Below are 23,310 nucleotides of genomic sequence, written 5' to 3'. Positions count from 1 at the left end.
CACCCGACGACGCCGAGGGTTCCGCTCGCCCAGGGTCGGGCGGTCCGGGAGATCCGGATGACGACGGATGCTGCCGCCAGCCCGGTATCCGTCCGGGTCGGGTTCGGCGTCGGCGATCGCCGCCGAAAACAGGCCGCGAGATAGCAGGTGTCTGAGCCGGTGGCTGTGGCGTCGCTATCGCGCGTGACAACACCCCCGCTCTGGATGGTTCGCTTCGGGATGTCCGCGCGTTCCGTTCCGTCCAGTTCGAACCGAACACGTTGAACGCGCGTCACTTCTCCCGTACATTACAGTCACGAATATAGCCCTAAACGGTATAAAACTTTCGCATCCTGAAGAACTGCCACGGCATACCTGATGCACGTCCGACTATCCGCTGCGGAGATGGCTGATCGTCCATCGAACCCACGGCGACCGGCGGCCGAGTCCGGGACGCCGGTCACAGCGTGCCCACCTCGGTAGATTTCTGCACGGGTTATTTATTGGTCGAACGCGTATTTATCCGACACTGAGCGACGAACGCCCGTCCAACCAATGAGTATCATCAGACCCGCCCAGCAGACGAGCACGCGATCGGAACGAACAGGATCGACTCCCCGCGGACAACGCGGCCGCAGTCCGAACCCCATCCAATGAGCCGTGCGCTACCGGACGAGCTATCCGAACCGGATTACGCGTGGTGTCACGAGTCGGTACAACGGGTTTCTCGGACGTTCGCCCTGACGGTGGACGTCCTGGAGGATCCGATGTCGAGACACATCTGTCTCGGCTACCTGCTCTGTCGCGTCGCCGACACCATCGAGGACGCATCCCACATCGACCCGCGAACGCAGGCGGAGCTGCTGTATACCTACGACTCGGCGCTTTCTCCCGATGCGGAGACGACGATCGGGGAGTTTCGCGCCGCCGTCGAGCCCCACCTTCCGCCGGTCGAGGACCGAAACGCCGACTGGGACGTCGTCGCCGGGGCTCCGACCGTCGTTGCGACGTTCGCCGACCTCCCGCCGGACGTTCGGGACGCGGTCCGTCCCCCGGTCCACGAGATGATCGAGGGGATGGCGATGTTCGTCGAGCGATACGCCGACGAGGGCGGACTCAGGATCCGCGACCGCGAGGAACTCGAAGAGTACTGCTATTACGCCGCCGGGACCGTCGGAACGCTGATAACGAACCTGCTTGCCCGCGGCGACATCCCCGAGAGCCGGGCTCGAACCATGCGGAACACCGCGGAGGAGTTTGGCCTGTTGCTCCAGCTCGTCAACGTCTCGAAGGACGTCTACGACGACTACAGCGAGGAAAACAACGTCTACCTTCCCGCCGAGTGGCTCGAGGCGGAGGGCATCCCACAGGAGGCCGTCACCGATCCCGAACACCGGAGCGGGTCGGCACGCGTCGTCTCCCGAACCGCCGACCTCGCGCGGTCGTGTCTCGACGAAGCACAGACGTATCTCGAAGCGATGCCGCTGCGGGAGGGCAACACGCTCTCGGCGTGGCTCGTCCCGTACGTCCTCGCGGTCGGGACGCTCCGGGAGCTCGACGACCGACCCGAGGACGCGCTCACCGAAACGGGGGTGAAAGTCTCCCGTCAGGAGGTTTTTGCGGTGCTGGAGGCGGCGTCGTCGGCTAGCCGTGATACCGTCTCAGAGTTCAGAGAGATCGTCGCCAGCATGCCGTTTCACCGCGCCGGTAGCGTAGAGTGACCCCGTCGACGTCCGTCTTCTCCCGTATAGCTGGGTACGATAGAACGGTTCGGCGACGACAGAGCGGTTCGGCGACGACAGAGCGGTTCGGCGACGACAGAGCGGTTCGGCGACGACAGAGCGGTTCGGCGACGACAGAGCGGTTCGGCGGCGAACTCGTACGGGTCGTCCGGTCCCAGTGTCGGCGGGTGCCTCATCCGGGGGCGTCACCCGCCGGGATGCGACGACCTGAAGACGTATCAGGGGTCGTACCGAACGAGTCCGTCCGCCTCGCCAGCGAGTTCGACCGCCTCGGGACCGAACGAATCGGCGTACCGGACGACGAGCGTCAACAGCGTCTCCGGCCGTTCGACGCTGTAGCCATCGGCCCGCGACAACAGCTCGGCGGCATCGAGTTCCCCGGCGTACTTCGAGACCGCCGACCGGGACACGCCAACGGCGGCGGCGATCTCGCGGCCGGACGCCTCGGGGTCCCGGAGCAAGGCGACGAGCATCCGGCGCGGCGTCTCCCGGCGGAGATAGCCGAGCGCCCGCTGTTCGAACGCCGAGAACCGTCCCGCCGGAAAATACCGCTTGTACTCGCCGTCCTTTCGGTGTTCGATGGCTCCGTCGTCCTCGAGCCGCCGGAGGTGGTGTTGGGTCTCGCCGGTCCCGAGTTTGAGATCGTCCCGCAGTTTCGAAAAGTGTGCACCCGGGGTCCCGGCGAGATAGCCGACGATGGCCTCGCGGACTTCGCTTCCGTCGTCGCTCGAGAGCCGGACAAGCGGCGTCGCCGCTCCCAAAGCAGCGAAGCGCTTGAGCGTTGCCCGTTTTCCCTCGTCGACCCCCCGGTCAGTCATACGTGGTGCTACGCGAGACCAGGATAAAACAGCTTCGGGAACGACGGTCGACAAACCCCCGTCGGGCGCTAGTTCGTTTCGGTCTCTAGGTCCCCGTCGGCCTCGGCATCCGGCGGTTCTTCGTCGGCCTCGGCATCCGGCAGTTCTTCGTCGACATCGGCATCCGGCGTGTCCCCGTCGACATCGGCATCCGGCATTTCTTCGTCCATCTCGGCGATGACCTCGTCGGGGTCTTTGATCCCCGTCGGGTCGGCACCGGTCTTGATCGCCTCGGCTTCGGCCTCCATTTCCTCGACGTCCATCTCGGCTTCCTCGTCGATCTGGCCGAGGATCTCCTCGATGTCGTCGAGGCCGAGCATCTCTCTGGTCTCTTCGTCGAAATCGAGGCCCTCGAGGACGTCCGTCTGCGTCGCCACGTCGCTGCCGGTCAGGTGTTGACCGTAGCGACTGAGCAGCGAGGTCATCTCCTGCGGGAGGACGAACGTCGTCGATTCGCCCGTCCCGATCTCCTCGAGCGTCTCCATACCGCGTTCGATGATCGCGCGTTCGCCCATCGACTCGGCCGACTTCGCCCGGAGGACGGTCGAGATCGCATCACCCTGGGCTTCGAGGATCTGGCTCTGTTTTTCACCCTGTGCGCGGATGATGTTGGACTGTTTGTCACCTTCGGCCGTTTCGATGGCCGAACGGCGTTCACCCTGGGCCTCCAGGATCATCGCGCGGCGTTTCCGCTCGGCGGAGGTCTGTTGTTCCATCGCCTGCTGGACGTCCTTCGAGGGATTGACCTCCCGGACCTCGACGGACTCGACTCTGATTCCCCACTCGTCGGTGGGTTCGTCGAGCTCTTTGCGGATCTTCGCGTTGATCTCCTGGCGTTTGTTCAGCGTATCGTCGAGTTCCATATCACCCAGTACGGCCCGAAGCGTCGTCTGGGCGAGATTCGAGACGGCCTTCTTGTAGTCGTCCACTTCGAGGAACGCCTTCCGGGCGTTCATGACCTTGATATAGACGACCGCGTCGGCGGTCACCGGCGAGTTGTCGCGGGTGATCGCCTCCTGGCGTGGCACGTCGAGCGTCTGCGTCCGCATGTCGAAGGTGTACGTCCGGGAGACGAACGGCGGAATGAAGCTGATCCCCGGTTCGAGTAGTCGGCGGTACTCGCCGAACACCGTCAGCGCACGCTTCTCGTAGGCGTTGACGATCTCGACGGCCTGATACACCGCGACGATCGCAATCACGAGCAACAGGAGGGCAACGACTGGGAGCACCGACCCCCCCAGTTGGAGCGGAGCGAACATACCCTGAATTGGGGCGAACCGTCCATAAGGGTTCGGCCGTCCACGCCCGAAACCCGCTACTCGATCGGCCGTCCGTCCTCGGTCGGCGGCGCGATGTGATCGACGAACGACTCGACGTCGGGTTCGTTCACCCGGACCCGGACGCGTATCTCGCCCAGTTCGCTTTCGCCGCCGACGGCGAAGTTGACGACGCCGCGAAGCGCCGCCTGCTTTTTGAGGCCGAAGCTGAGCGTCTCGCCCTCTTGCCCCCCGAAAAACGCGCCTCGGGCGGTATCGAGGATTGCCTGCTCGTGGAGGAGTTCCGAGAAGTGCTCCATCGAGTGCGCCGTCGCCCGTAGCTCCCCCGGATGGCGTTCGATTTCGGCCTCCGGAAAGAGGTTTCTGACGGCGTCTTCGACGCGACCGGTGACCTCGGTGTCGTTGACCGGCGCGGTGATCCGGACGTCGGCCCGGTAGATCACTCGTCTAACACCCCCCGGACGCGCTCGCGAAACGCCCCGAGCGAGCCGGTGTTCTCGATCGTGACGTCGGCCCGGTCGAGCGCATCGCCGAGGCCGAAGCCCAGTTCCCGTTCGTCCCGAGCGACGAGGTCTTCGCCGTTCTCGACGTCGTCCCTTCCCCGTTCGTCGATTCGCGTCCGACGGATCTCGAAGGGCGCTTCGATCCCGACGAGCGTGAACGAGTCGTCGAAGCGGTGCTCGAAAACGTCGGCCTCGGTGTCCGATCGGATCCCGTCGACGACGACGGTATCGGCGTCCTCGAGCGCCGATTCGACGTGGGGTAAAGAGGCCTCGGCGACCGCCGCTGGACCGTTCTCCTCGCGGAGCGTGCTCGCCACCTCACCGTGCCGTTCGGCCGGGTCCAGCCCGCGTTTACGACACTCAGCGCGGATCACGTCGCCCATCGTCACGACCGGCACGCCCGCTCGCTCGGCGACGGCCGCGAACTCGCCTTTGCCGCTGCCGGCCAATCCGACGGTTGCGATGACTCGCATTCACTGTCAGTACGGCGAGCGAGCGTTTGAAGCCTTTGTTGTGTCTGCGCCCCGGAGGACTCCCCCGACACAACCCGTGTCGTTTTTGAGGGGTCCACGACTACCCTCCTTCGAGGGCACGTAGCTCAGCTAGGACAGAGCGTCGGACTTCTAACCGCGCCGGTGTTCCGGTGTGGGGAGATATCCGATGGTCGTGGGTTCAAATCCCACCGTGCTCGTTATTTGCGAACGACAGTAAGCAGTGACTTCTCCCACGACTAAAGTCGCGGGCTTTCTCCTCGATTCTGTTTGTAAGCCGCCGTTTCGGCGCTCTCTCAGCGTCGCCCCGAGGCCGCAAGCGCGACGAGCAAGGCGAGGAGGGCCACGCCCGGGCCGAATCCGGGCTGGTCGCCGACCGCCGGTGGATCCCGGCCGGACGATCCAGCCTCGCCACCGTCGACGGTCACCGTCGTCGATCGTCCCCCCGCCGAGACCGCGTACGTGCCGGGTTCGTCGAGCCCGATAGCCGCCTCGACGGACGTCGTACCCTCACCGACCCGAACGGACTCGGTCGCCACCGCCGCCCCGTCGACGGCGAACGTGACGGTGCCCTTTCCGGGCCGATCGGCCGCGGCGGCGACCGTCGCACGGAGCGTGATGGGTTCGCCCGGTGTCGCCGCCGCCGGCTCCGCCTCGAGTGCGACCACCTCGACGCCGGCCGGCTCCCGGACGGACACCGTCGCCCGTTCGCTGCCGACCGCGAGTTCGAACTCGCCCGCCGAGTCGAACCCGTGGGCGAACCGCAACGTCGTCGACTCGCCGACGCCGATCCGTCCGTCCTCGACCGCGACGGCTTCGCCGTCGATCCGGAACTCGGCCTCGAACGATCCGGCCTCGGTGCCGACGTTTTCGGCTTCGACGGCCACGCCGAGCGTCTCGCCGACGACGAGCGTCGGCGGGTCGACCGCTCCCGTCCGGTACGGCCCCGAAACCGTCGTTTCGTCGATCGAGTAGCGGACGTCCGGACCGCCGAACGCCGCGACGTGGTCGCTTCGGGACGCGATCGGCGGCGTCTCGGTCGTCTCGGTGTAGCGTTCGGCAGCCGTCCGAACGGCAGCGCCGCCGGCGGTTTCGATCGCCCGGAGGAACCGCCGCTGTGTCAGCGCTCGTTCGGGATCGTTTACGCCGGCGACGACGGCGTCCAGTGAGGTATCGGCTTCGGCCCGCAGCCGTCGATCGAGGTATGCGAAGGCCGCCGCTCCCCGATCGTAATCGGCCCTGGTCTCCGCCCACGTCTCCGGTTCGGCGAGGCGGACGTCGTCGTACTCGGGGTCGTCGCCGGCTTCCAGTCGGTCCCGAAACGTCTCGTACGTGACGTCGCCGGCCTCGTAGGCCAGGAGGGCAGCGTAGTAGTCGGCCATCCCCTCGATCGTCCAGCGGGTGGCGTCGGTCGCCGCGTAGCGCTGTCGGGTGTGGACGTACTCGTGGACCCAGGTGTTCCGTACCGTCCCGAGCCGCTCGGTGTCTCTGACCCACATGTCGCCGCCAGCCCCGAGCTGTAGGCCGGCCGGTGCCCACGTGTGATCGGCCGTCGGCGCGGCGACGACGAAGACGTCGGGATCGCGCTCGCCGATCACGAGCCGTCCGGCGGCCTCCTCGATCGCGGCGAGGACGTCGTCGGGCTCCTCACGGAGGTCGGCCGCTTCGGGCACGACGAGCCGGAACGCCTGCCCCGACGCCGTGCTCGTGTGTTCGGTGTAGGGCCCGAGATACGCCATGTGTGTGCTCGCGATCCCGTCGCCGTCGACGGCGTTGCTCCGAACGAGTTCGGACTCGGGATCGGTGCTCCGCCAGGAGACGCCGACCGACGGCGTCCGGACGAGCGCCCACTCCTCCGCCACGACGAACGAGAGCCCCTCGCGACCGCGGTGGGTCCCGTGAACGGTCCCCTCGTACTCGTATTCGAGGCTCGGGTCGGCCCGTCTCCCCGTCCACTCGTAGGTCCGGTCGTCGATCCGCTCGAACCCGGTTCCTCCGTGGACGTCGGCCCCGTCGGGAAGTCTGACCTCCAACTCCACGGTCGACTCGGGGATCGAGAACCGCGTCTCGACGTCGATCCGGTCCGCCGACGCCGACTGCGAGAGCGAGTGTTCGAGTTCGATCGGCTCTTCGGCCGCCGCCACCGGACCGGTCGCAACGAGGCCGAGGAGACAGCCGACGAGGAGGCTATACGCGAGGACGGACCGCGCGTTCATCACCGCTCGGAGACGGCCTCGATCGAAATGTCCATCTCGACGGACTCGACGTCCCAGACGCGCTCGTGGCCGTCCTCGACCGCTCCGAACTCGGCGGCCCGAACCTCGTCGGCGATAAGGTCACGGTGGCGATCGACCAGATCCGCGACCCGGTCGTCGCGGATATCGAGGTCGACCCGGATCTCGGCCTCGATATCGAGGTCCAGTTCCTTTCGCATCTCCTGGATCCGACGAACGACTTCGCGGGCGTACCCCTCACTCTCGATGTCCTCGGTGAGCGTCGTGTCGACGTAGACGACACCGCGGTCGTCGCCGTCCACGTCGAAGGCGGTTCCCTCGATCCCCGCTGGCGTCTCGGTGTTGAACGAGATCATCTCCTCGGTCAACTCGACGTCACGGCCGAGCTCCTCGGCGACGGCCGCCGACAGCGCCGACAGCGTCGGCTCGGCCACCGAGACCGCGTTAATCGCGTTCATGATCTCGCCGGCCTCGTCGCCGAACGTCGGCCCCAGTACCGACATGTCCGCGCGGGCGGTGTAGGCGAGTTCCCCCCAGTCGGTGTCGGGACCGATCAATTCGATCTCCCGGGCGTTGAGCCGGTCGCGAAGCAACCCGCGGTGGCGATCGACCGCTTCCGCCGAGCGCGCGTCGTCGGCCGCGACGACGACCCGCTTGACGGGCCATCTGAGCTTCCGTTCGGCCTGCTGGCGGGCGTTCGAACCGGCCTCCTCGACTGCGGCGACGATCCCGACGTCCGCTTCGAGCTCGGGATCGCGGAACCGCTCGTCGACCTCGGGCCACTCGCACATGTGTACGGTGTCGTAGCCGGCCTCGCCGGTCAGCGTGCCGTAGATCTCCTCGGAGACGAACGGCGCGTAGGGCGCGAGCAGCTTCGTCGTCTCGACGAGGACGCGATACAGCGTCGCGTAGGCGGCCTCCTTGCTCGCCGAATCGGCCTCCTCCCACATCCGCTCGCGGACGACCTGAATATAGAAACGCGAGATGTCCTCGACGACGAAGCCGAGAAGGGCGTCGAGGGCCTTGTCCTGTCGGTACGCGTCCCACTCGTCGGTCATCTCGGCCGTGACCGACTGGAGCCGCGAGAGGATCCACTCGTCGACGGTCTCGAGTTCGGCCCCGTCGAGCGTGACGGCCCCCGGATCGAATCCGTCCAGCCGCATGTACGGCAGCGGGAACCGGAAGACGTTCCAGAGGATGTTGAGATCTCGCTCGCGGTTCTCCATCTCGTCCCACGAAAAGCGCATATCGTCGCCCTGTGGGTTCTGTCCGAGCAAGAACAGCCGCATCGGGTCGGCCCCATGGCGTTCGATCGCCTCCCGGGGCGCGACGATGTTGCCGATCGATTTCGACATCTTGCGGCCGTCCTCGGCGAGCGCCCAGCCGTGCATGAGGACCTCCTTGTACGGGACCTGATCGAGCGCGGCGCTGCCCATGCCGAGTTGGGACCAGAACCACCCGCGGGTCTGATCGTGGGCTTCCATGATGAGGTCGGCGGGCCACAGCCGCTCGAATGCCGCCTCGTTTTTCGGATAGCCGATGGTTCCCCAGGAGGCGACCGAGGAGTCGAGCCAGACGTCGAAGACGTCGGGGACGCGGGTGTAGGTGACGTCCCCTTCGGTGATCGTGAGGTCGTCGACGGTGTCTTTGTGGACGTCGACCGACTCGGGGTCGATCGACTGATCGACGCGCTCTGCGAGTTCCTCGCGGGTGCCGACGACGATGGCGTCGTCGACGTCGCCGTCCCAGCCCTCGACGTCGCCGTCGCTGGCCTCGGCGTCGGGCGTCCAAATCGGGATCGGAATCCCCCAGTAGCGCTGTCTGGAGACGTTCCAGTCCGGCGAGTCCTCGATGAAGTCTCGAAAGCGGTTGTCCCGCGCTTCCGAGGGATACCACTCGCTGTCCTCCATGTTCGCGAGCAGTTCCGCTTTGATGTCGGTGACGGTGATGAACCACTGGTCCGTGACCATCTGGATGATCGGCGTGTCACAGCGCCAACAGTGGCCGTAGTCGTGGTGGTACTCCTCGCTCGCCAACAGCAGACCGGCCCGGTCCAGGTCCGCGATGATCCCGTCGTCGGCGTCCTTGACGAACTCGCCGGCGTACTCGCCGGCGGCGTCCTCGAAGACGCCGTCCGGCCCGACGGGACAAAAGACATCGAGACCGAGCTCCTGGCCGCGCTCGAAGTCCACCTCACCGTGGCCCGGCGCGGAGTGAACCAGCCCGGTCCGGTCGGCCTCGACGTAGTCGGCATCGTACACTTCGAGCGCCCCCTCGAAGTCGGGGGCGTCGGGGACTTCCTCGTGGAGTGGGTGCTCGTAGCGTCGACCGACGAGTTCCTCGCCGGGGAGCTCCTCTCCGAGCTCGTAGCCGTCGTAGCCGCCGCGCTCGACGACGTCCTCGACGCACGACTCCTCCAGATAGAGGATCTCGGTGTCCCCGTCGCGCTCGGCCGCGACCGCCCGATAGGTCGCCTCGGGGTCGACGGCGACGAACGTGTTCGCGGGGATCGTCCACGGCGTCGTCGTCCAGATGACGAGATACGAGGGTTCGTCGTGCTCGTCCTCGCCCTCGCCCAGTTCGAACTTCACGTAGATCGAGGGATCGTCGACGTGTTCGTACTCGACCTCGTTGTTGGCGATCGCCGTCTCACACCGGGGACACTGGCTGATAGAGCGTTTGCCCTGCTCTACGAGCCCGCGGTCGTGTGCCTTCGAGAAGCCCCACCAGGCGGCCTCCATGTACTCGGGGTCGACCGTTTTGTAGGGATCGTCCCAGTCCATCCAGACGCCGAAAGACTGAAAATCGCTCTGGAGCCCCTCGAGTTGCTCCTCGGCGAAGGACTTACACTCGTCGATGAAGTTCTCCTCGCCGAAGGCCTCGATGTCCTTTTTGTTCTCGAAACCGAGTTTCTCCTCGACTTTCGTTTCGATCGGCAGCCCGTGCATGTCGTAGCCCGGACGGTCGGTCACGTCGTAGCCACACATCCGTTTATATCGGATGTAGGCGTCCTTCAGCGTCTTGTTCCACGTCGTACCCATGTGGGCGGCCCCGGAGGTGTACGGCGGGCCGTCGACGAAAAAGAACTCCTCGCCGTCCGACCGGTGGCGTTTCGCTTTTTCGTAGGCGTCGGCCTCGTCCCAGTACTCGAAGACACGCGATTCGACCGTGTCCGGCTCGTACTGGTCGTCGACCTCGGCGAACCTGCTCATATCGGGACAATCAGCCGCCGCTGTTAAATGAGACTCGGTACCGTCCGGGCCTACCGTCGGTGACGTGATCGCGTCACCGGCGCGCGAATCGCGTGACACCGGGATCGCCGGCAGTGTCAAACGAGCGGTTCGAGCAGCGTGACCCCGGCCGACAACAACGCCTCGACCCGGTCCTCGCGTCCGGCCTCGGCGTAGACGCGGAGTTTCGGCTCGGTCCCGCTCGGACGGACGAGCAGCCACGAGCCGTCGGATAAAAAGAGCTTGAAGCCGTCGGTTCGGCCGACGCGTTCGATTTCGCTGCCGGCGACCGATCCGGGGAGCGCCTCGCCGAGCTCGTCCAGGACGGCCGCCTTCCTGTCGTCGGGGCAATCAATGCTACGACGGTCCTGGACGATGTCGCCGTACTCGGCGCGAAGCCGGTCGAGCCGGTCGTCGATGGGCTCTTGGACGTGGGCCGCGGCGACGGCGAGGGCGACGAGGACGCCGTCCTTGTTCCGGAGGTGTTCCGTGATCCCGAAGCCGCCGGACTCCTCGCCGCCGACGAGCGCGCCGGCGTCGGCCATCGCCTCGGCGACCCACTTGAAGCCGACCGGTGTCTCGTGGGCGGTGTGGCCGTGTGCCCCGGCGATCCGATCCACGAGCGCCGTCGTCGAGACCGTCCGGACGGCGTCGCCGGCCTCCGTTTCCAGGCGGTACTCGTACAGCGCCGCGAGGACCCAGTTCGGGTCGACGACGCCGCGGCCGGGCGTGACGACCGCGAGGCGATCCGAGTCGCCGTCGTTCGCGAACCCCAACGCGGCGTCGTCCCCGTCGACGACGCCCGCGAGCGCGGTGAGGTGTTCGGCCGTCGGTTCGGGGGCCGCCCCGCCGAAATCGGGGTCACGATCGTCGCGCAGACGGGTGACGGTCGCCCCCGCACGCGAGAGGAGTTCGTCGGTGACGCCGCGGCCGCTGCCGTGCATCGCGTCGTGTGCGACCGCGAGCCCGCCGAGGTCCGACCCGACGAACGACAGCGCGTGATCGAGGTACGGCTCGACGAAGTCGACCTCCCTGAGCGACCCCCACCGGTCCTCGGCGATCGGCTCCGGTGGCTTCAGTTCCGCCGCCAGCCGGTCTGTCACCTCCGGCAGGGCGGGCGCGCCGTCGGCGGGGACGAACTTGATGCCGTTGTACGTCGGCGGATTGTGGCTCGCGGTCACTTGAAGTGCGCCCGAGAGTCCCCGATCGAGGACCGACCACGCGATCACCGGCGTCGGGGTGTCGCGCTCGGCCACGAGGGCATCGAAGCCGTTCACACAGAGCACCCGGGCGAGCTCCTCGGCGGCGTCCCGCGAGTCCGCCCGTGGATCGTAGCCGACGGCGACGGGGGCGTCCTCGCCCGCCGTACGCAGGTGGTCCGCGACCGCCTGTCCGACGGCCCGGATCCGCGGTTCGGTGAACTCCGTCGTGGTCGTCCGCCAGCCGTCGGTACCGAATTCGACGTCCATACGGCCGGATCGACGCCGGGGCGCAAAAAAACGGTGGACACGTCTCCGGCCCGGGGTTTAACTCGGAGAACGAGCAACGTCCCTACATGGCCGCCGCTGACGCCCCCGTTCCCGAGTTGCAGGCCCGCGCCGACGCCTGTGCGGCACGGCTGTGTGCCGCCGACCGCGTGTTGCTCGCCTCCCACATCGACGCCGACGGGCTGACGAGCGCCGCGATCTCCGCGACCGCGCTCGAACGGGCCGCTATCCCGTTCGAGGTGGTCTTCGAGAAGCAACTCGATGCCGACTCGATCGCGGCCATCGCCGGCCGGGAGTACGGAACGGTGCTGTTTACCGACTTCGGCAGCGGCCAACTCGATATCGTCGCCGAGCACGAACGCGATGGCGATTTCGTCCCGGTCATCGCCGACCACCACCAGCCCGCCGAGGCCGACACGGAGTGTCACCTCAATCCCCTGCTCGAGGGGATCGATGGGGCCTCGGAGCTGTCGGGGGCGGGGGCGAGTTACGTCCTCGCACGGGCGCTCGCCGCGCGTTCGACGGCGGACGAACGGCTCGACAACCGCGACCTCGCGGCGCTCGCTGTCGTCGGCGCGGTCGGCGACATGCAGGCCTCCGAGGGGGCGCTACACGGCGCGAACGAGGCAATCGTCGCGGAGGGGATCGAAGCGGGCGCTCTCGAGGAGACGACGGACCTCGCGATCTACGGCAAACAGACCCGCCCGCTGCCGAAGCTGCTCGAATACGCCTCCGACGTTCGGATTCCGGGGATCACGAACGACGAACGTGGCGTCGTTTCGTTTCTCGACGGGGTCGACGTGTCCTGTCGGTCCGGGGGCGAGTGGCGGCGGTGGGTCGACCTCTCCGAGGGGGAAAAACGGACGCTCGCGAGCGCGCTCGTCAAACGCGCCGTCTCCCGCGGCGTCCCGGCGTTCAAGATCGACCGGCTGGTCGGCACGAGCTACCTCCTCTCCGAGGAGCCCGTCGGCACCGAACTCCGGGACGCCAGCGAGTTCTCGACGCTTTTGAACGCGACGGCCCGATACGACCGGGCCGACGTCGGCCTCGCGGTCTGTCTGGGCGACCGCGAAGCGGCCTTCGAGCGGGCCAAACGATTACTCACGAACCACCGTCGGAACCTCTCGGAGGGGATCCAGTGGGTCGAAGAACGCGGCGTTACCCGCGAGGACACCCTCCAGTGGTTCGATGCCGGAGACGAGATCCGGGAGACGATCGTGGGCATCATCGCGGGGATGTCGATGGGGGCCGACGGCGTCTCCCGGGACGTTCCTATCGTCGCCTTCGCCGAAAAGAGCGACACGGAGACGAAGGTCTCCGCCCGCGGGACCGGACCGCTCGTCGGGAGGGGCCTCGACCTGTCGGCCGCGGTGGGCGAGGCCGCCCGCGCGGTCGGCGGCGACGGCGGCGGCCACGACGTCGCTGCCGGCGCGACGATCCCCACGGGCACCGAGTCCGAATTCATCGAACGCGCCGACTCGATCGTCGGCGACCAACTCGGGTGATCGGTCCGCCGGTCCCGCTACCGCTTCGAGCCGAACGGACCGGGCCCCTCCGTCCACTCCCAACCGGGCAGACGCGTCTGAAACCCCGCCGCGAGCGCGGCATCGAGGTCGTCAGCCCCGGCTGGATCGCCCGGATCGCCGTGGGTGTGTACGTCCGCGAAATGAAACGTCGCCTCCGCCAGGAGCGCGAACGGCTCCCCGCCGGCGATGGTGGCGGCGAGCTTCCGGCCCAGGAACTCGTCGACGACGAAGCCGGGGTAATCACCGTCGCAATCGAGATCGCGGAGCAGGCCACATAGCGCGGCGACGTTGACCGCGCGGTCGCCGTCGGCGAACAGGTCGTCGACCTCGGTTCGGTATCCTTCGGCCGTGACGTGGTCGACGGTGACGCCGAAGCACGACCCGAGTCTGTCCCGGGTCTCGTTTATCAGCACGGGGATCGAATCCCGCCCTCTGAGCCGCTCGTGTTCCTCCGCGACGGTCGCCGGCGTGATCTCCATACGTCCCTTTGCGAAGGGTTTTATATTAGTAGTGGGTTAGACACGACTACGAGCGGGTTTTCCGGTACCTCCCGCGGCCGTCGTTCGACGACAGCCACCGCCGATCCGAATCCATGACACTTGTCACCGACGCAGTCGGCGAACCAGTCCGCCACCACCGAACGCAACGCGCCGAGCTACCGGAGCCCGATTCAAGGAATTTCTAACGCATGAGTGCAGTAGAGCGGAAACTCGATGATATCAAGGCGACGATCGTTAGCGAAGTACCGAACGACATCTCCGTGTCGGACGTGAAATACGAGGGCCCCGAGTTGGTCGTCTATACCCGCGATCCGAAGAAGTTCGCGAGCGACGGCGATCTGATCCGGCGGCTCGCCTCGAAGCTCCGAAAACGGATCACCGTCCGGCCCGACCCGAACGTCTTGGCCCGACCGAACGAGGCCCGCGAGACGATCGGCGAGGTGATCCCGGATGAGGCGGGCGTCACCGACCTCGATTTCCACGCCGATACCGGCGAGGTCGTTATCGAGGCCGAAAAGCCGGGGATGGTCATCGGCCGCCACGGCTCGACGCTCAGAGAGATCACCCAACAGGTCGGCTGGACGCCCGAGGTCGTCCGGACGCCCCCGATCGAGTCCTCGACGGTCTCGAACGTCCGGAACTTCCTCAAACAGGAACGCGAGGAGCGCCGCGACATCCTCGAACGTATCGGCCGACAGATACACCGCGAGGAGATGTCCGACGACGAGTGGGTCCGGATCACGACGCTCGGATGCTGTCGGGAGGTCGGCCGCGCCGCCTTCATCCTCAACACGCCGGAGACGCGCGTCCTCATCGACTGCGGGGACAAACCCGGAGCCGAAGGCGAGGTCCCGTATCTGCAGGTGCCCGAGGCGCTCGGTGCCGGAGCCTCGAACATCGACGCCGTCGTATTGACCCACGCCCACCTCGACCACTCCGCGCTGGTGCCGCTTTTGTTCAAGTACGGCTACGACGGCCCGATCTACTGTACCGAGCCGACGCGGGACCTGATGGGGCTTTTGACCCTCGATTACCTCGACGTCGCCGCCAAGGAGGGACGGACACCCCCCTACGACTCCGCACAGGTCCGGGAGGCGATCAAACACTGTATCCCGGTCGAGTACGGCGACGTAACCGACATCGCGCCGGACCTGAAACTCACCTTCCACAACGCCGGCCACATCCTCGGGTCGGCCGTCACGCACTTCCACGTCGGCGACGGCCTCTACAACGTCGCCTTCTCGGGCGATATCCACTACGACGACACCCGCCTTTTCAACGGCGCGGTCAACGACTTCCCGCGCGTCGAGACGCTCGTCATGGAGTCGACCTACGGCGGACGAAACGACTACCAGACCGACCAGGAGGACTCCGAGGAGAAACTCAAAGAGGTGATCCGCGAGACGACGACCGAGGGCGGAAAGGTCCTCATCCCCGCCTTCGCCGTCGGCCGCTCCCAGGAGATCATGCTCGTCCTAGAGGAGGCGATGCGGAAGGGCGAGATCCCCGAGGTGCCCGTCCACCTCGACGGGATGATCTGGGAGGCGACCGCGATCCACACCACCTATCCGGAGTACCTCCGGGACGACCTCCGGGACCGGATCTTCCACGACGACGAGAACCCGTTTCTCGCCGATCAGTTCAACCACATCGACGGCGGCGAGGACGAACGCCAGGAGATCGCCGACGGCGGCCCCTGTATCGTCCTCTCGACGTCGGGCATGATCGAGGGCGGCCCGATCATGTCGTGGCTCACCCACGTCGGCAGCGAACCGGAATCGAAACTCGTCTTCGTCGGCTACCAGGCCCAGGGAACGCTCGGCCGCCGGATTCAGAACGGCTGGGACGAGATCCCGATGAACGACCGCTCGAACAGCCGCGGAACGCTCACGCTGAACATGGACATCGAGACGGTCGACGGCTTCTCGGGGCACGCCGACCGCCAGGGGCTCATGAACTTCGTCCGGACGATGAATCCCCGCCCGGAGAAGGTCCTCTGTGTCCACGGCGACGAGTCCTCCGTACAGGACCTCTCCTCGGCACTGTATCACGACTTCAATATGCGGACGTTCGCGCCGAAGAACCTCGAGACGTTCCGATTCAAATAGCTTATACTGACGGACAAAAGAATGTACACACGACTCACGAGGATCACGCCGTTCGACGGAGCGAACGGCGGATCACTCGTGAGTCGGTTTCATTTGATTTCGTCCACCAGTATTACTTCCGGGTCTTTGCCCACACCGTCACCGCCGTCGCCGCGCGACTCGTTCCTCGGCGGTCTCCGTCGTAACGACCTCGTACAGAATGGCTCTGCCGGCCCGGGACCGCGTCGTATCGGCGTCGGGGTCGGTAGCCCCGCCGTCTTTCGGACGCAGCACCCGGCCGAGCCGCTGGGTGAACTCCCGTTCGGAGCCGCTCCCCGACAGCACGACCGCGACGTTCGCGTCGGGCACGTCGACGCCCTCGTCGAGGACGTTCGCGGCGACGACGCGGGAGTACGCCCCGCGACGGAACCGATCGAGGATCTCACGACGCTCGTCGGCCGGCGTCTCGTTGGTGATCGGCGGGAGCAGAAACCGCGAGGCCAGTTCGTAGACGAGCTCGGTGTAGGCGGTGAAGACGATGACCCGATCCTCGCGGTGACGGTCGAGGACGTCGGCGAGCGCGTCGACCTTCCGATCGGCGTTCATCATCACCTCGCGTGCGCGCTGTTTGGCGAGCAGTGCCTCGCGGGCCTCGGGGTCCGATCCCGAGCGCTTGACGAGTTCTTGGTAGTCGCTCCCGGAGCGAAGCTGGAGCCCCGACCGCGCGAGGTAATCCGTGAACGTCCCCTGGTGGGCCTCGTAGGTCTCGCGCTCCTCGGGGGTCAACTCGACGTCGATCCGCTTGATGTCGTAGTCGGCGAGGTGTTCGCCCGCGAGGTCGTCCGCGGAACGCCGGTAGACGACGGGACCGAGGAGCTTCTCGACCGCCTCGTGGGCACCGTCGGGGCGCTCGAAGGTCGCCGTGAGCCCGAGTCGGGCCGGTGCGGCCGAGAGCCGCGCGACGTCGCGATACCCCTCGCCGCCGAGATGGTGGACCTCGTCGAAGACGACCAGGCCGAAGCGGTTTCCCACCTCGTCGGCCCGGAGGTACGCCGAATCGTAGGTCGCGACGGTGATCGGTTCGAGGCGCTGTTCGCCCCCGCCGAGGCGACCGATCGCGACCCTGTCGCCGAACTCCGATTCGAGTTCGTCGGACCACTGTTCGAGGAGGTCGATCGTGGGTACGACGACGAGCGTCGGGGTCGAAAGCGCCGCCATGGCCCCGATCGCGACGACGGTCTTGCCGCTGCCGGTCGGCAGTTCGATCACGCCCCGGTCGCCGGCGTCACGCCAGGCGTCGAGCGCCTCGGTCTGGTACCCCCGAAGGTCGTAGTCCGTCGAGAGACCGTCGAGCGGGGGGCAATCGAGGACACGGTCCTCGGGGTGAAGCCCCCGGTCGGTACACGTCCGCCGCACGAACGGATAGCGGTGGGCGGGCGCGCGGTGCGTCTTCGATCGAGGGTCGGCCTCGACGAACGACAGTCGGGCGAGCTCGTCGGGGGCGTCTTCGATTCGGATCGTCCCCCCGTCGTATCGGAGCGTGACCACGTCCGAGTTCGGCGTGGCTGCGGTTTAATTCCAGCGGGCGAGTCTGTTTGTGAATCCTTATTGCCGCCGACGGGTACGTCCACACATGAGCGACGAGCAGGCGAACGCCGTCGACGCGGACGCAGACGGCGAGGAGCCGTCGGTGGATCCGACCGGAACCGAAGGGGAACCGACCGGAACCGAAGGGGAACCGACCGGAACCGAAGGGGAACCGACCGGAACCGAAGGGGAACCGACCGGAGACGACGGAGCGGCCGGCGGGCCGCCGATAGAGGAGATCACAGACCGGATCACGGAGGATCCCCCCGAGTCGATCGCCGAGGAAATCGCGACGCTTCGGGAGGAAGCCGCCGCCCTCCGGGCCGAGCGCGAGGACCTCGAATCCAGGCTCAAGCGCAAGCAGGCGGAGTTCCAAAACTACAAGAAACGTCAAAAACGGCTGCGTGAACAAGAACAGGCCCGCGCGACGGAGTCCCTCGTCGAGGACCTCCTGGAGGTCAGAGACAACCTCTCGCGGGCGCTCGAACAGGACGCGGACGCGGACATCCGTGAGGGTGTCGAGGCGACCTTCCGGAGCTTCGATGAGGTCCTCACCGACGAGGGCGTCGAACCGATCGAACCCGACTCCGGGACCGAGACGGACCCGAAACGACACGAAGTGCTTCTCCGCGTCGAGAGCGAGGCCCCCGAGGGCACCGTGGCCGAACTCCACCGCCCCGGCTACGAGATGGCCGAGAAGGTGCTCCGGACGGCACAGGTGACGGTGTCGGACGGGACTGACGGGAGTCCGGACGAATAGCGGTTCTGTTTATATCTCCCGGTCGTGGAAACGCCGGATTTCGAAAACCACTGGACGGGGCGCGGATCGCCTCACAGCCGCCTCGCCGCGTCTAGCAACTTTTAACCGATTCAGACCGGTAGTTGCGTCCAACATGGCGAGCAACAAGATCCTCGGTATCGACCTCGGTACCACCAACTCCGCGTTTGCGGTCATGGAGGGTGGCGACCCCGAGATCATCGTCAACGGCGAGGGCGAACGGACGACACCGTCGATCGTCGCCTTCAGCGACGACGACGAACGCCTCGTCGGGAAACCGGCGAAAAACCAGGCCGTCCAGAACCCCGACGGGACGATCGCTTCGATCAAACGCCACATGGGCGACGACGACTACACCGTCGAGGCCGCCGGCGAGGAGTACACGCCCGAGCAGATTTCGGCGATGATCCTCCAGAAGATCAAACGCGACGCCGAGGAGTACCTCGGCGACGAGATCGAGAAGGCGGTCATCACCGTTCCGGCGTACTTCAACGACCGTCAGCGACAGGCGACGAAGGACGCCGGCGAGATCGCCGGCTTCGAGGTCGAACGCATCGTCAACGAACCGACGGCGGCGGCGATGGCCTACGGCCTCGACGACGACGCCGATCAGACGGTCCTCGTCTACGACCTCGGTGGCGGTACCTTCGACGTCTCGATCCTCGATCTCGGCGGCGGCGTCTACGAGGTCGTCGCGACGAACGGCGACAACGACCTCGGCGGTGACGACTGGGACGAGGCGATCATCGACTATCTGGCCGACTCCTTCGCCTCCGAACACGGGATCGATCTGCGTGACGACCGACAGGCCCTCCAGCGGCTGACCGAGGCCGCCGAGGAGGCCAAGATCGAACTCTCCTCCCGGAAGGAGACGACGATCAACCTTCCTTTCATCGCCGCGACCGACGAGGGGCCGCTCAACCTGGAGGAGAAACTCTCGCGGGCGAAGTTCGAATCGCTCACCTCCGGTCTCCTCGAGCGGACCGTCGCTCCGACCGAGCAGGCGCTTTCCGACGCCGGCTACTCGAAGGGCGACATCGACGAGGTCATTCTCGTCGGCGGGTCGACGCGGATGCCGCAGGTCCAAGAGAACGTCGAGGAACTCACGGGGCAAGAGCCCAAAAAGAACGTCAACCCCGACGAAGCGGTCGCGCTGGGCGCGGCGATCCAGGGCGGTGTCCTCGCGGGCGACGTCGACGACATCGTCCTGCTCGACGTGACGCCGCTCAGCCTCGGGATCGAGGTCAAAGGCGGCCTCTTCGAGCGACTCATCGACAAGAACACCACGATTCCGACCGAGGCCTCGAAGGTCTTTACGACGGCGGCACCGAATCAGACATCCGTCAACATCCGCGTCTTCCAGGGCGAACGCGAGATCGCCGAGGAGAACGAACTGCTCGGTGCCTTCCAGCTGACCGGCATCCCGCCGGCTCCGGCCGGGACGCCACAGATTGAGGTGTCGTTCGACATCGACGAGAACGGCATCGTCAACGTCTCCGCGGAGGATCAAGGCTCCGGCAACAGCGAGGACATCACTATCGAGGGCGGTGCCGGCCTCTCCGAGGAGGAGATCGATCGGATGCAGGAGGAAGCCGAAGAACACGCCGAAGAGGACGAGAAACGCCGCGAGCGCATCGAGGCCCGCAACGACGCCGAGTCGACGATCCAGCGCGCAGAGACCCTACTCGAGGAAAACGAAGCGGAGATCGACGACGAGATCCGCGCCGACATCGAGGCCTCGATCGAGGACCTCGAGGCCGTCGTCGAGGACGAGGAGGCCACGACCGAGGAGCTCACCGAGGCCACCGAAGCGCTCGCCGAGGAACTCCAAGAGGTCGGCAAGCAAATGTACCAACAGCAGGCCGCGGGGGCTGAAGGTGCCGGTGCTGGCGGTATGGGTGGCGCTGGCGGTATGGGTGCCGGCGGTCCCGGTGGGATGGGTGGTGCCGGCGGTCCCGGCGGTATGGGTGCCGGCGGTCCCGGCGGTATGGGTGCCGGTGGTGGCCCTGACGCCGACGGTGAGGAGTTCGTCGATGCGGACTTCGAGGACGTCGACGAAGACGGCGAGGACGACGAGAAGTAGCGCCTCCGAGCAGCCGTTTGATTCGCCTCCGAGCACGGCGTCCGTCTGTCGGCTCCCGAGCACGGATACGTCTACAGCACGGAGTGGACACCATGACCGACGTGGGTCACGCGAACGCCGGGTATCGGCGGCTCTTCGGTGGCTCTGGACTCTCGTTTGGCGTCGGGTTGCCACTCACCGACGTGCGAGAATCGACGCCGCCGATCGAGGCGGAAGTCCGTCTCGCAACGCACGCCGAGTCGCTCGGTTTCGACGGGCTGTGGGCGAGAGACGTGCCGACGTACTGGCCGCGTTTCGGCGATGCCGGCGGGGCGTTCGACACGTGGCCGTTTCTCTCATATATCGCTGCCCACACGGAGACGATCGCGCTCGGGACCTCGAGTGTCGTTCTCCCGCTGCGTCATCCGATCCACGTCGCGAAGGCCGCCGCGACCGTCGATCGGCTCTCCGACGGCCGGCTCGTGCTCGGGGTCGCCTCCGGGGACCGCGATCCGGAATACCCCGCCTTCGACGTCGATCCCGACGACAGGGGCCGGCTGGTCCGCGAAAGCATCGACGCGATCAGCCGGGCGTCCTCGGGCAGACGAACACCGGGACCGAACTGTGTCGGAGAATCGAGTCGGCCGTACTCCCGAGGAGGACCCGGAGGTTTTCCGATCGGCCGCGGCGTCCGACCACGATCACGCTTACGTCGTTTTCCTCGACGTAGGTGAGTACCGCATCGAAGGGCTCGCCTTCGAGGAGCGTCGTCTCCAGTTCGACGTCGTGGGCCGCCGCGACCTCGGCTACCGCTTCGAGAGCCGTCTCCCCGTGCTCTTCGAGCTCCGCCCGGATGGCGTCCGTCTCGACGGCGTCGCCGAGATCCGGGTTTTCGGTATCCATCGCAAAGACCGCATGCAGTGTCGCATCGTGACGCCTCGCGAGGTCACAGGCGTGAGACGCGGCGTCGGTCGCTTGCTCGCTTCCGTCCGTCGCGATCAGCACGCTATCATACTGCATACCACGCGTACGCGTCCCGACGTGGAAAATATACCGGTGAAGCGTCCGTTCGAGTCCGGACGAGCCCCCGTCCTCGACGCCCGCGCGGACCTCGCCGCCGTGTGGCTCCTCCACCCATCCACTCTGACGCGGACCGGCGTCGCCGGTACGCAACGACGACGATCCGTCTGAAGGGAGTGATCGTCGCTACGGTCGGAGTGGGGCTGGACGGTAGAGTGGGAACAGTAACTCAACTTTCGTGGACACGTTGGGATGGCGGAGTCACGTTGCTGTGATCGTACGTTTGCGGGAGCCACCCGCACCCAGGGCGTGCCGACACCGACTGTCCCCGCCTCGTGGATGTTCGGCTGTCGTTGAGTACTTTTTCATTTATTTTCGCCACTCTTCGGGAGTTGTGAAGCGGTATACCCTCTCGTGGGAAAACGAATGATCACATTTCGACGACTCTCGTAGCTCGTCCGATCCTGGGGGCTCTGTCTGCCGGGGTATCGGTCGTTTGGTATCGATCGTCGAGTATCGATCACCGACTCTCTGGGACCGCCGCCTTGGTCGCGTTCGATCCAGCTACTATCTTCAGAAATTGTCATATGTGGCCGTGTCGTTGACAGCCGTTATGGCGTTCCAAATCGGCCAGAAGAGATATACTATCAGATCTACTTCATTTGGTATGGAACGCCGACAGTATCTCGGAGGGCTCGGAGCAGTCGTTGCGACCGGTTCGTTGGCCGGATGTGCGGGCAGCGGATCGGGGACGGATGGGGACATTACCGACGGGGAAAACGACGAGCGCACGGGAGACGACGGTGTCGAAACGAACCAGTACGGCTTCCTTTCGACGAGCGTCACTGACCAGCCGAACGATATCGGAGACTTCGAATCGCTCGTCGTCACGCTCGATGGGATCTGGGTCAAGCCGGGGGATACGAGTGAGGACGGGTCCGACGACGAGGGGACTGTCGCCGGGGGCGATGAGGACGACGGGGGGACTGTCGCCGGGGGCGATGAGGACGACGGGGGGACTGTCGCCGGGGGCGATGAGGACGACGAGGGGACTGTCGCCGGGGGCGATGAGGACGACGACGGGGAAGACGGTGGCCGCTACTACATCGAGTTCGACGAGCCTCAGGAGGCCGACCTCGTCCAGTTACAGGGAGAGGAGACCGAACTCATCGACGAGACCGAACTCGAGACCGGCGAGTATCAGTTCCTCCAGCTAGACGTGCGCGAGGCGAACGGTGTCCTCGAATCGAACGGTGAGGATGCCGTCGTCGAGACGCCCGGCAACGCACCGTTGAAATTCAACCAGGCCTTCGAGATCCGTGCGGGGGAACGAACGAGATTTATCGCCGATTTCGCGCCGTTCCAGCGCGGAAACGGGGAGTATCTCGTCCGCCCGGTCGCCGGCGGGACGCAGGTCATCTACGATGATGGAGGGGAGACGGAGACCGACACCACCGACACCGACACCGACACCACCGACACCGACACCGACACCACCGACACCGACACCGACACCACCGACACCGACACCACCGACACCGACACCACCGACACCGACACCGACACCGACACCGACACCGACGCCAATAGCACAGATAGCGGCGGCACTACCGAATCGGGAACCGACGCGGCCGATTCCAAGAACTAGGGCGGCCACGCTCGATCGTATTCACGTATTTTGTCGTATTTTCGTCGTACTCTGGTCGTATTTTCGTCGTACTACTTTTGTCGTACCCCACCGATCAAGCCGTCATGGGACGACTCGACGATGAGACGGTGATCGTGACCGGCGCGAGCCGGGGTCTGGGCGCGTCGATGGCGAAACGCTTCGCCCGCGAGGGCGCAACCACCGTCGTGAACTACCCCTGCCTACTCGCCCGCTGTCGCGGACTCGTTGAGGCAGGGGCTTCCTGTTTCGACGACGTTGTCAGACTGCGTCTGACAGCCTGT

General features: G+C 66.2%; 17 protein-coding genes, 1 tRNA gene and 1 pseudogene. 9 read left to right on the top strand and 10 right to left on the bottom strand.

The window, feature by feature from the left end:
• The first annotated feature begins 632 nt into the window (after positions 1–632).
• A complete protein-coding gene (locus HZR14_RS06220; protein ID WP_181692006.1) occupies positions 633–1,700 on the top strand; it encodes a phytoene/squalene synthase family protein in 1,068 nt (355 codons plus the stop codon).
• Positions 1,701–1,939: 239 nt separating this feature from the next.
• Here the strand turns inward: HZR14_RS06220 and HZR14_RS06215 are convergent, their stop codons facing one another.
• The 4 genes from HZR14_RS06215 to HZR14_RS06200 form a co-directional block, all read right to left on the bottom strand.
• Positions 1,940–2,539 (bottom strand): winged helix-turn-helix transcriptional regulator, encoded by a 600-nt coding sequence (locus tag HZR14_RS06215; RefSeq protein ID WP_181692005.1) that lies wholly within the window; start codon positions 2,537–2,539, stop codon positions 1,940–1,942.
• Between the two features lie 68 nt (positions 2,540–2,607).
• The gene (locus tag HZR14_RS06210) at positions 2,608–3,837 is read right to left on the bottom strand and encodes an SPFH domain-containing protein (RefSeq protein ID WP_181692004.1); all 1,230 of its coding nucleotides are present in this window, start codon (positions 3,835–3,837) and stop codon (positions 2,608–2,610) included.
• A gap of 56 nt (positions 3,838–3,893) precedes the next feature.
• The gene (locus HZR14_RS06205) at positions 3,894–4,298 is read right to left on the bottom strand and encodes an RNA-binding domain-containing protein (protein ID WP_181692003.1); all 405 of its coding nucleotides are present in this window, start codon (positions 4,296–4,298) and stop codon (positions 3,894–3,896) included.
• Positions 4,295–4,831 carry an AAA family ATPase gene (locus HZR14_RS06200; protein ID WP_181692002.1) on the bottom strand — a complete coding sequence of 179 codons (537 nt, stop codon included), beginning with the start codon at positions 4,829–4,831 and terminating at the stop codon, positions 4,295–4,297. The genes HZR14_RS06205 and HZR14_RS06200 overlap by 4 nt, the downstream gene beginning before the upstream one ends.
• Before the next feature lie 114 nt (positions 4,832–4,945).
• On the opposite strand from HZR14_RS06200, the gene HZR14_RS06195 reads away from it, so the two are divergent.
• Positions 4,946–5,049: transfer RNA gene (locus HZR14_RS06195), tRNA-Arg, on the top strand.
• 96 nt (positions 5,050–5,145) lie between these two features.
• Here HZR14_RS06195 and HZR14_RS06190 read toward each other — a convergent pair.
• The 3 genes from HZR14_RS06190 to HZR14_RS06180 form a co-directional block, all read right to left on the bottom strand.
• Positions 5,146–7,065 (bottom strand): hypothetical protein, encoded by a 1,920-nt coding sequence (locus HZR14_RS06190; RefSeq protein ID WP_181692001.1) that lies wholly within the window; start codon positions 7,063–7,065, stop codon positions 5,146–5,148.
• On the bottom strand, positions 7,065–10,295 hold the full coding sequence (gene ileS, locus HZR14_RS06185; protein ID WP_181692000.1) for an isoleucine--tRNA ligase: 3,231 nt from the start codon (positions 10,293–10,295) through the stop codon (positions 7,065–7,067). Before ileS ends, HZR14_RS06190 begins: the two co-directional genes overlap by 1 nt.
• A gap of 116 nt (positions 10,296–10,411) precedes the next feature.
• Positions 10,412–11,782, bottom strand: a complete 1,371-nt coding sequence (locus HZR14_RS06180) for a phosphohexomutase domain-containing protein (RefSeq protein ID WP_181691999.1) — start codon at positions 11,780–11,782, stop codon at positions 10,412–10,414.
• Positions 11,783–11,868: 86 nt separating this feature from the next.
• Here HZR14_RS06180 and recJ point away from each other — a divergent pair, with 86 nt between their 5' ends.
• The gene (gene recJ, locus HZR14_RS06175) at positions 11,869–13,305 is read left to right on the top strand and encodes a RecJ family nuclease (RefSeq protein WP_181691998.1); all 1,437 of its coding nucleotides are present in this window, start codon (positions 11,869–11,871) and stop codon (positions 13,303–13,305) included.
• Between the two features lie 17 nt (positions 13,306–13,322).
• On the opposite strand, the gene HZR14_RS06170 is transcribed toward recJ, so the two are convergent.
• Positions 13,323–13,805: a DUF7984 family protein gene (locus HZR14_RS06170; RefSeq protein WP_181691997.1), complete on the bottom strand. Its 483-nt coding sequence runs from the start codon at positions 13,803–13,805 to the stop codon at positions 13,323–13,325.
• Positions 13,806–14,014: 209 nt separating this feature from the next.
• Here HZR14_RS06170 and HZR14_RS06165 point away from each other — a divergent pair, with 209 nt between their 5' ends.
• Positions 14,015–15,934 (top strand): beta-CASP ribonuclease aCPSF1, encoded by a 1,920-nt coding sequence (locus tag HZR14_RS06165; RefSeq protein WP_181691996.1) that lies wholly within the window; start codon positions 14,015–14,017, stop codon positions 15,932–15,934.
• 138 nt (positions 15,935–16,072) lie between these two features.
• Here the strand turns inward: HZR14_RS06165 and HZR14_RS06160 are convergent, their stop codons facing one another.
• On the bottom strand, positions 16,073–17,461 hold the full coding sequence (locus HZR14_RS06160; protein WP_181691995.1) for a DEAD/DEAH box helicase family protein: 1,389 nt from the start codon (positions 17,459–17,461) through the stop codon (positions 16,073–16,075).
• 85 nt (positions 17,462–17,546) lie between these two features.
• Here HZR14_RS06160 and HZR14_RS06155 point away from each other — a divergent pair, with 85 nt between their 5' ends.
• From HZR14_RS06155 to HZR14_RS06145, 3 genes and pseudogenes are all read left to right on the top strand, one after another.
• Positions 17,547–18,260, top strand: coding sequence for a nucleotide exchange factor GrpE (locus HZR14_RS06155; protein WP_181691994.1), 714 nt, complete (start codon positions 17,547–17,549; stop codon positions 18,258–18,260).
• Positions 18,261–18,393: 133 nt separating this feature from the next.
• A complete protein-coding gene (gene dnaK / locus HZR14_RS06150; RefSeq protein WP_181691993.1) occupies positions 18,394–20,361 on the top strand; it encodes a molecular chaperone DnaK in 1,968 nt (655 codons plus the stop codon).
• Between the two features lie 92 nt (positions 20,362–20,453).
• Positions 20,454–20,924, top strand: a pseudogene (locus HZR14_RS06145) (LLM class flavin-dependent oxidoreductase); the annotation flags it as partial.
• Here the strand turns inward: HZR14_RS06145 and HZR14_RS06140 are convergent.
• Positions 20,923–21,360 carry a universal stress protein gene (locus HZR14_RS06140; protein WP_181691992.1) on the bottom strand — a complete coding sequence of 146 codons (438 nt, stop codon included), beginning with the start codon at positions 21,358–21,360 and terminating at the stop codon, positions 20,923–20,925. The pseudogene HZR14_RS06145 and the gene HZR14_RS06140 sit on opposite strands and share 2 nt — an antisense overlap.
• Before the next feature lie 667 nt (positions 21,361–22,027).
• Here HZR14_RS06140 and HZR14_RS06135 point away from each other — a divergent pair.
• A complete protein-coding gene (locus tag HZR14_RS06135) occupies positions 22,028–23,008 on the top strand; it encodes a DUF4382 domain-containing protein (RefSeq protein ID WP_181691991.1) in 981 nt (326 codons plus the stop codon).
• Between the two features lie 104 nt (positions 23,009–23,112).
• On the top strand, positions 23,113–23,310 hold a 198-nt coding region (locus HZR14_RS14365), incomplete at its 3' end, for an SDR family NAD(P)-dependent oxidoreductase (RefSeq protein WP_255479187.1).

It is taken from the genome of Natronomonas salinimetallica (assembly GCF_013839515.1).
In the GTDB taxonomy this organism is placed as follows: Archaea; Halobacteriota; Halobacteria; order Halobacteriales; family Haloarculaceae; genus Natronomonas.
The sequence above is the reverse complement of the archived record's forward strand: the minus strand, read 5'-3'. Positions and strand labels throughout refer to the sequence as shown.

Excerpts from the sequence above, each read along its gene's own strand:
- HZR14_RS06220 (WP_181692006.1), top strand. The coding sequence starts at position 633 with ATGAGCCGTGCGCTACCGGACGAGCTATCCGAACCGGATTACGCGTGG.
- HZR14_RS06215 (WP_181692005.1), bottom strand. The coding sequence starts at position 2,539 with ATGACTGACCGGGGGGTCGACGAGGGAAAACGGGCAACGCTCAAGCGC.
- HZR14_RS06210 (WP_181692004.1), bottom strand. The coding sequence starts at position 3,837 with ATGTTCGCTCCGCTCCAACTGGGGGGGTCGGTGCTCCCAGTCGTTGCC.
- HZR14_RS06200 (WP_181692002.1), bottom strand. The coding sequence starts at position 4,831 with ATGCGAGTCATCGCAACCGTCGGATTGGCCGGCAGCGGCAAAGGCGAG.
- HZR14_RS06190 (WP_181692001.1), bottom strand. The coding sequence starts at position 7,065 with ATGAACGCGCGGTCCGTCCTCGCGTATAGCCTCCTCGTCGGCTGTCTC.
- ileS (WP_181692000.1), bottom strand. The coding sequence starts at position 10,295 with ATGAGCAGGTTCGCCGAGGTCGACGACCAGTACGAGCCGGACACGGTC.
- HZR14_RS06180 (WP_181691999.1), bottom strand. The coding sequence starts at position 11,782 with ATGGACGTCGAATTCGGTACCGACGGCTGGCGGACGACCACGACGGAG.
- recJ (WP_181691998.1), top strand. The coding sequence starts at position 11,869 with ATGGCCGCCGCTGACGCCCCCGTTCCCGAGTTGCAGGCCCGCGCCGAC.
- HZR14_RS06170 (WP_181691997.1), bottom strand. The coding sequence starts at position 13,805 with ATGGAGATCACGCCGGCGACCGTCGCGGAGGAACACGAGCGGCTCAGA.
- HZR14_RS06165 (WP_181691996.1), top strand. The coding sequence starts at position 14,015 with ATGAGTGCAGTAGAGCGGAAACTCGATGATATCAAGGCGACGATCGTT.
- HZR14_RS06155 (WP_181691994.1), top strand. The coding sequence starts at position 17,547 with ATGAGCGACGAGCAGGCGAACGCCGTCGACGCGGACGCAGACGGCGAG.
- dnaK (WP_181691993.1), top strand. The coding sequence starts at position 18,394 with ATGGCGAGCAACAAGATCCTCGGTATCGACCTCGGTACCACCAACTCC.
- HZR14_RS06140 (WP_181691992.1), bottom strand. The coding sequence starts at position 21,360 with ATGCAGTATGATAGCGTGCTGATCGCGACGGACGGAAGCGAGCAAGCG.
- HZR14_RS06135 (WP_181691991.1), top strand. The coding sequence starts at position 22,028 with ATGGAACGCCGACAGTATCTCGGAGGGCTCGGAGCAGTCGTTGCGACC.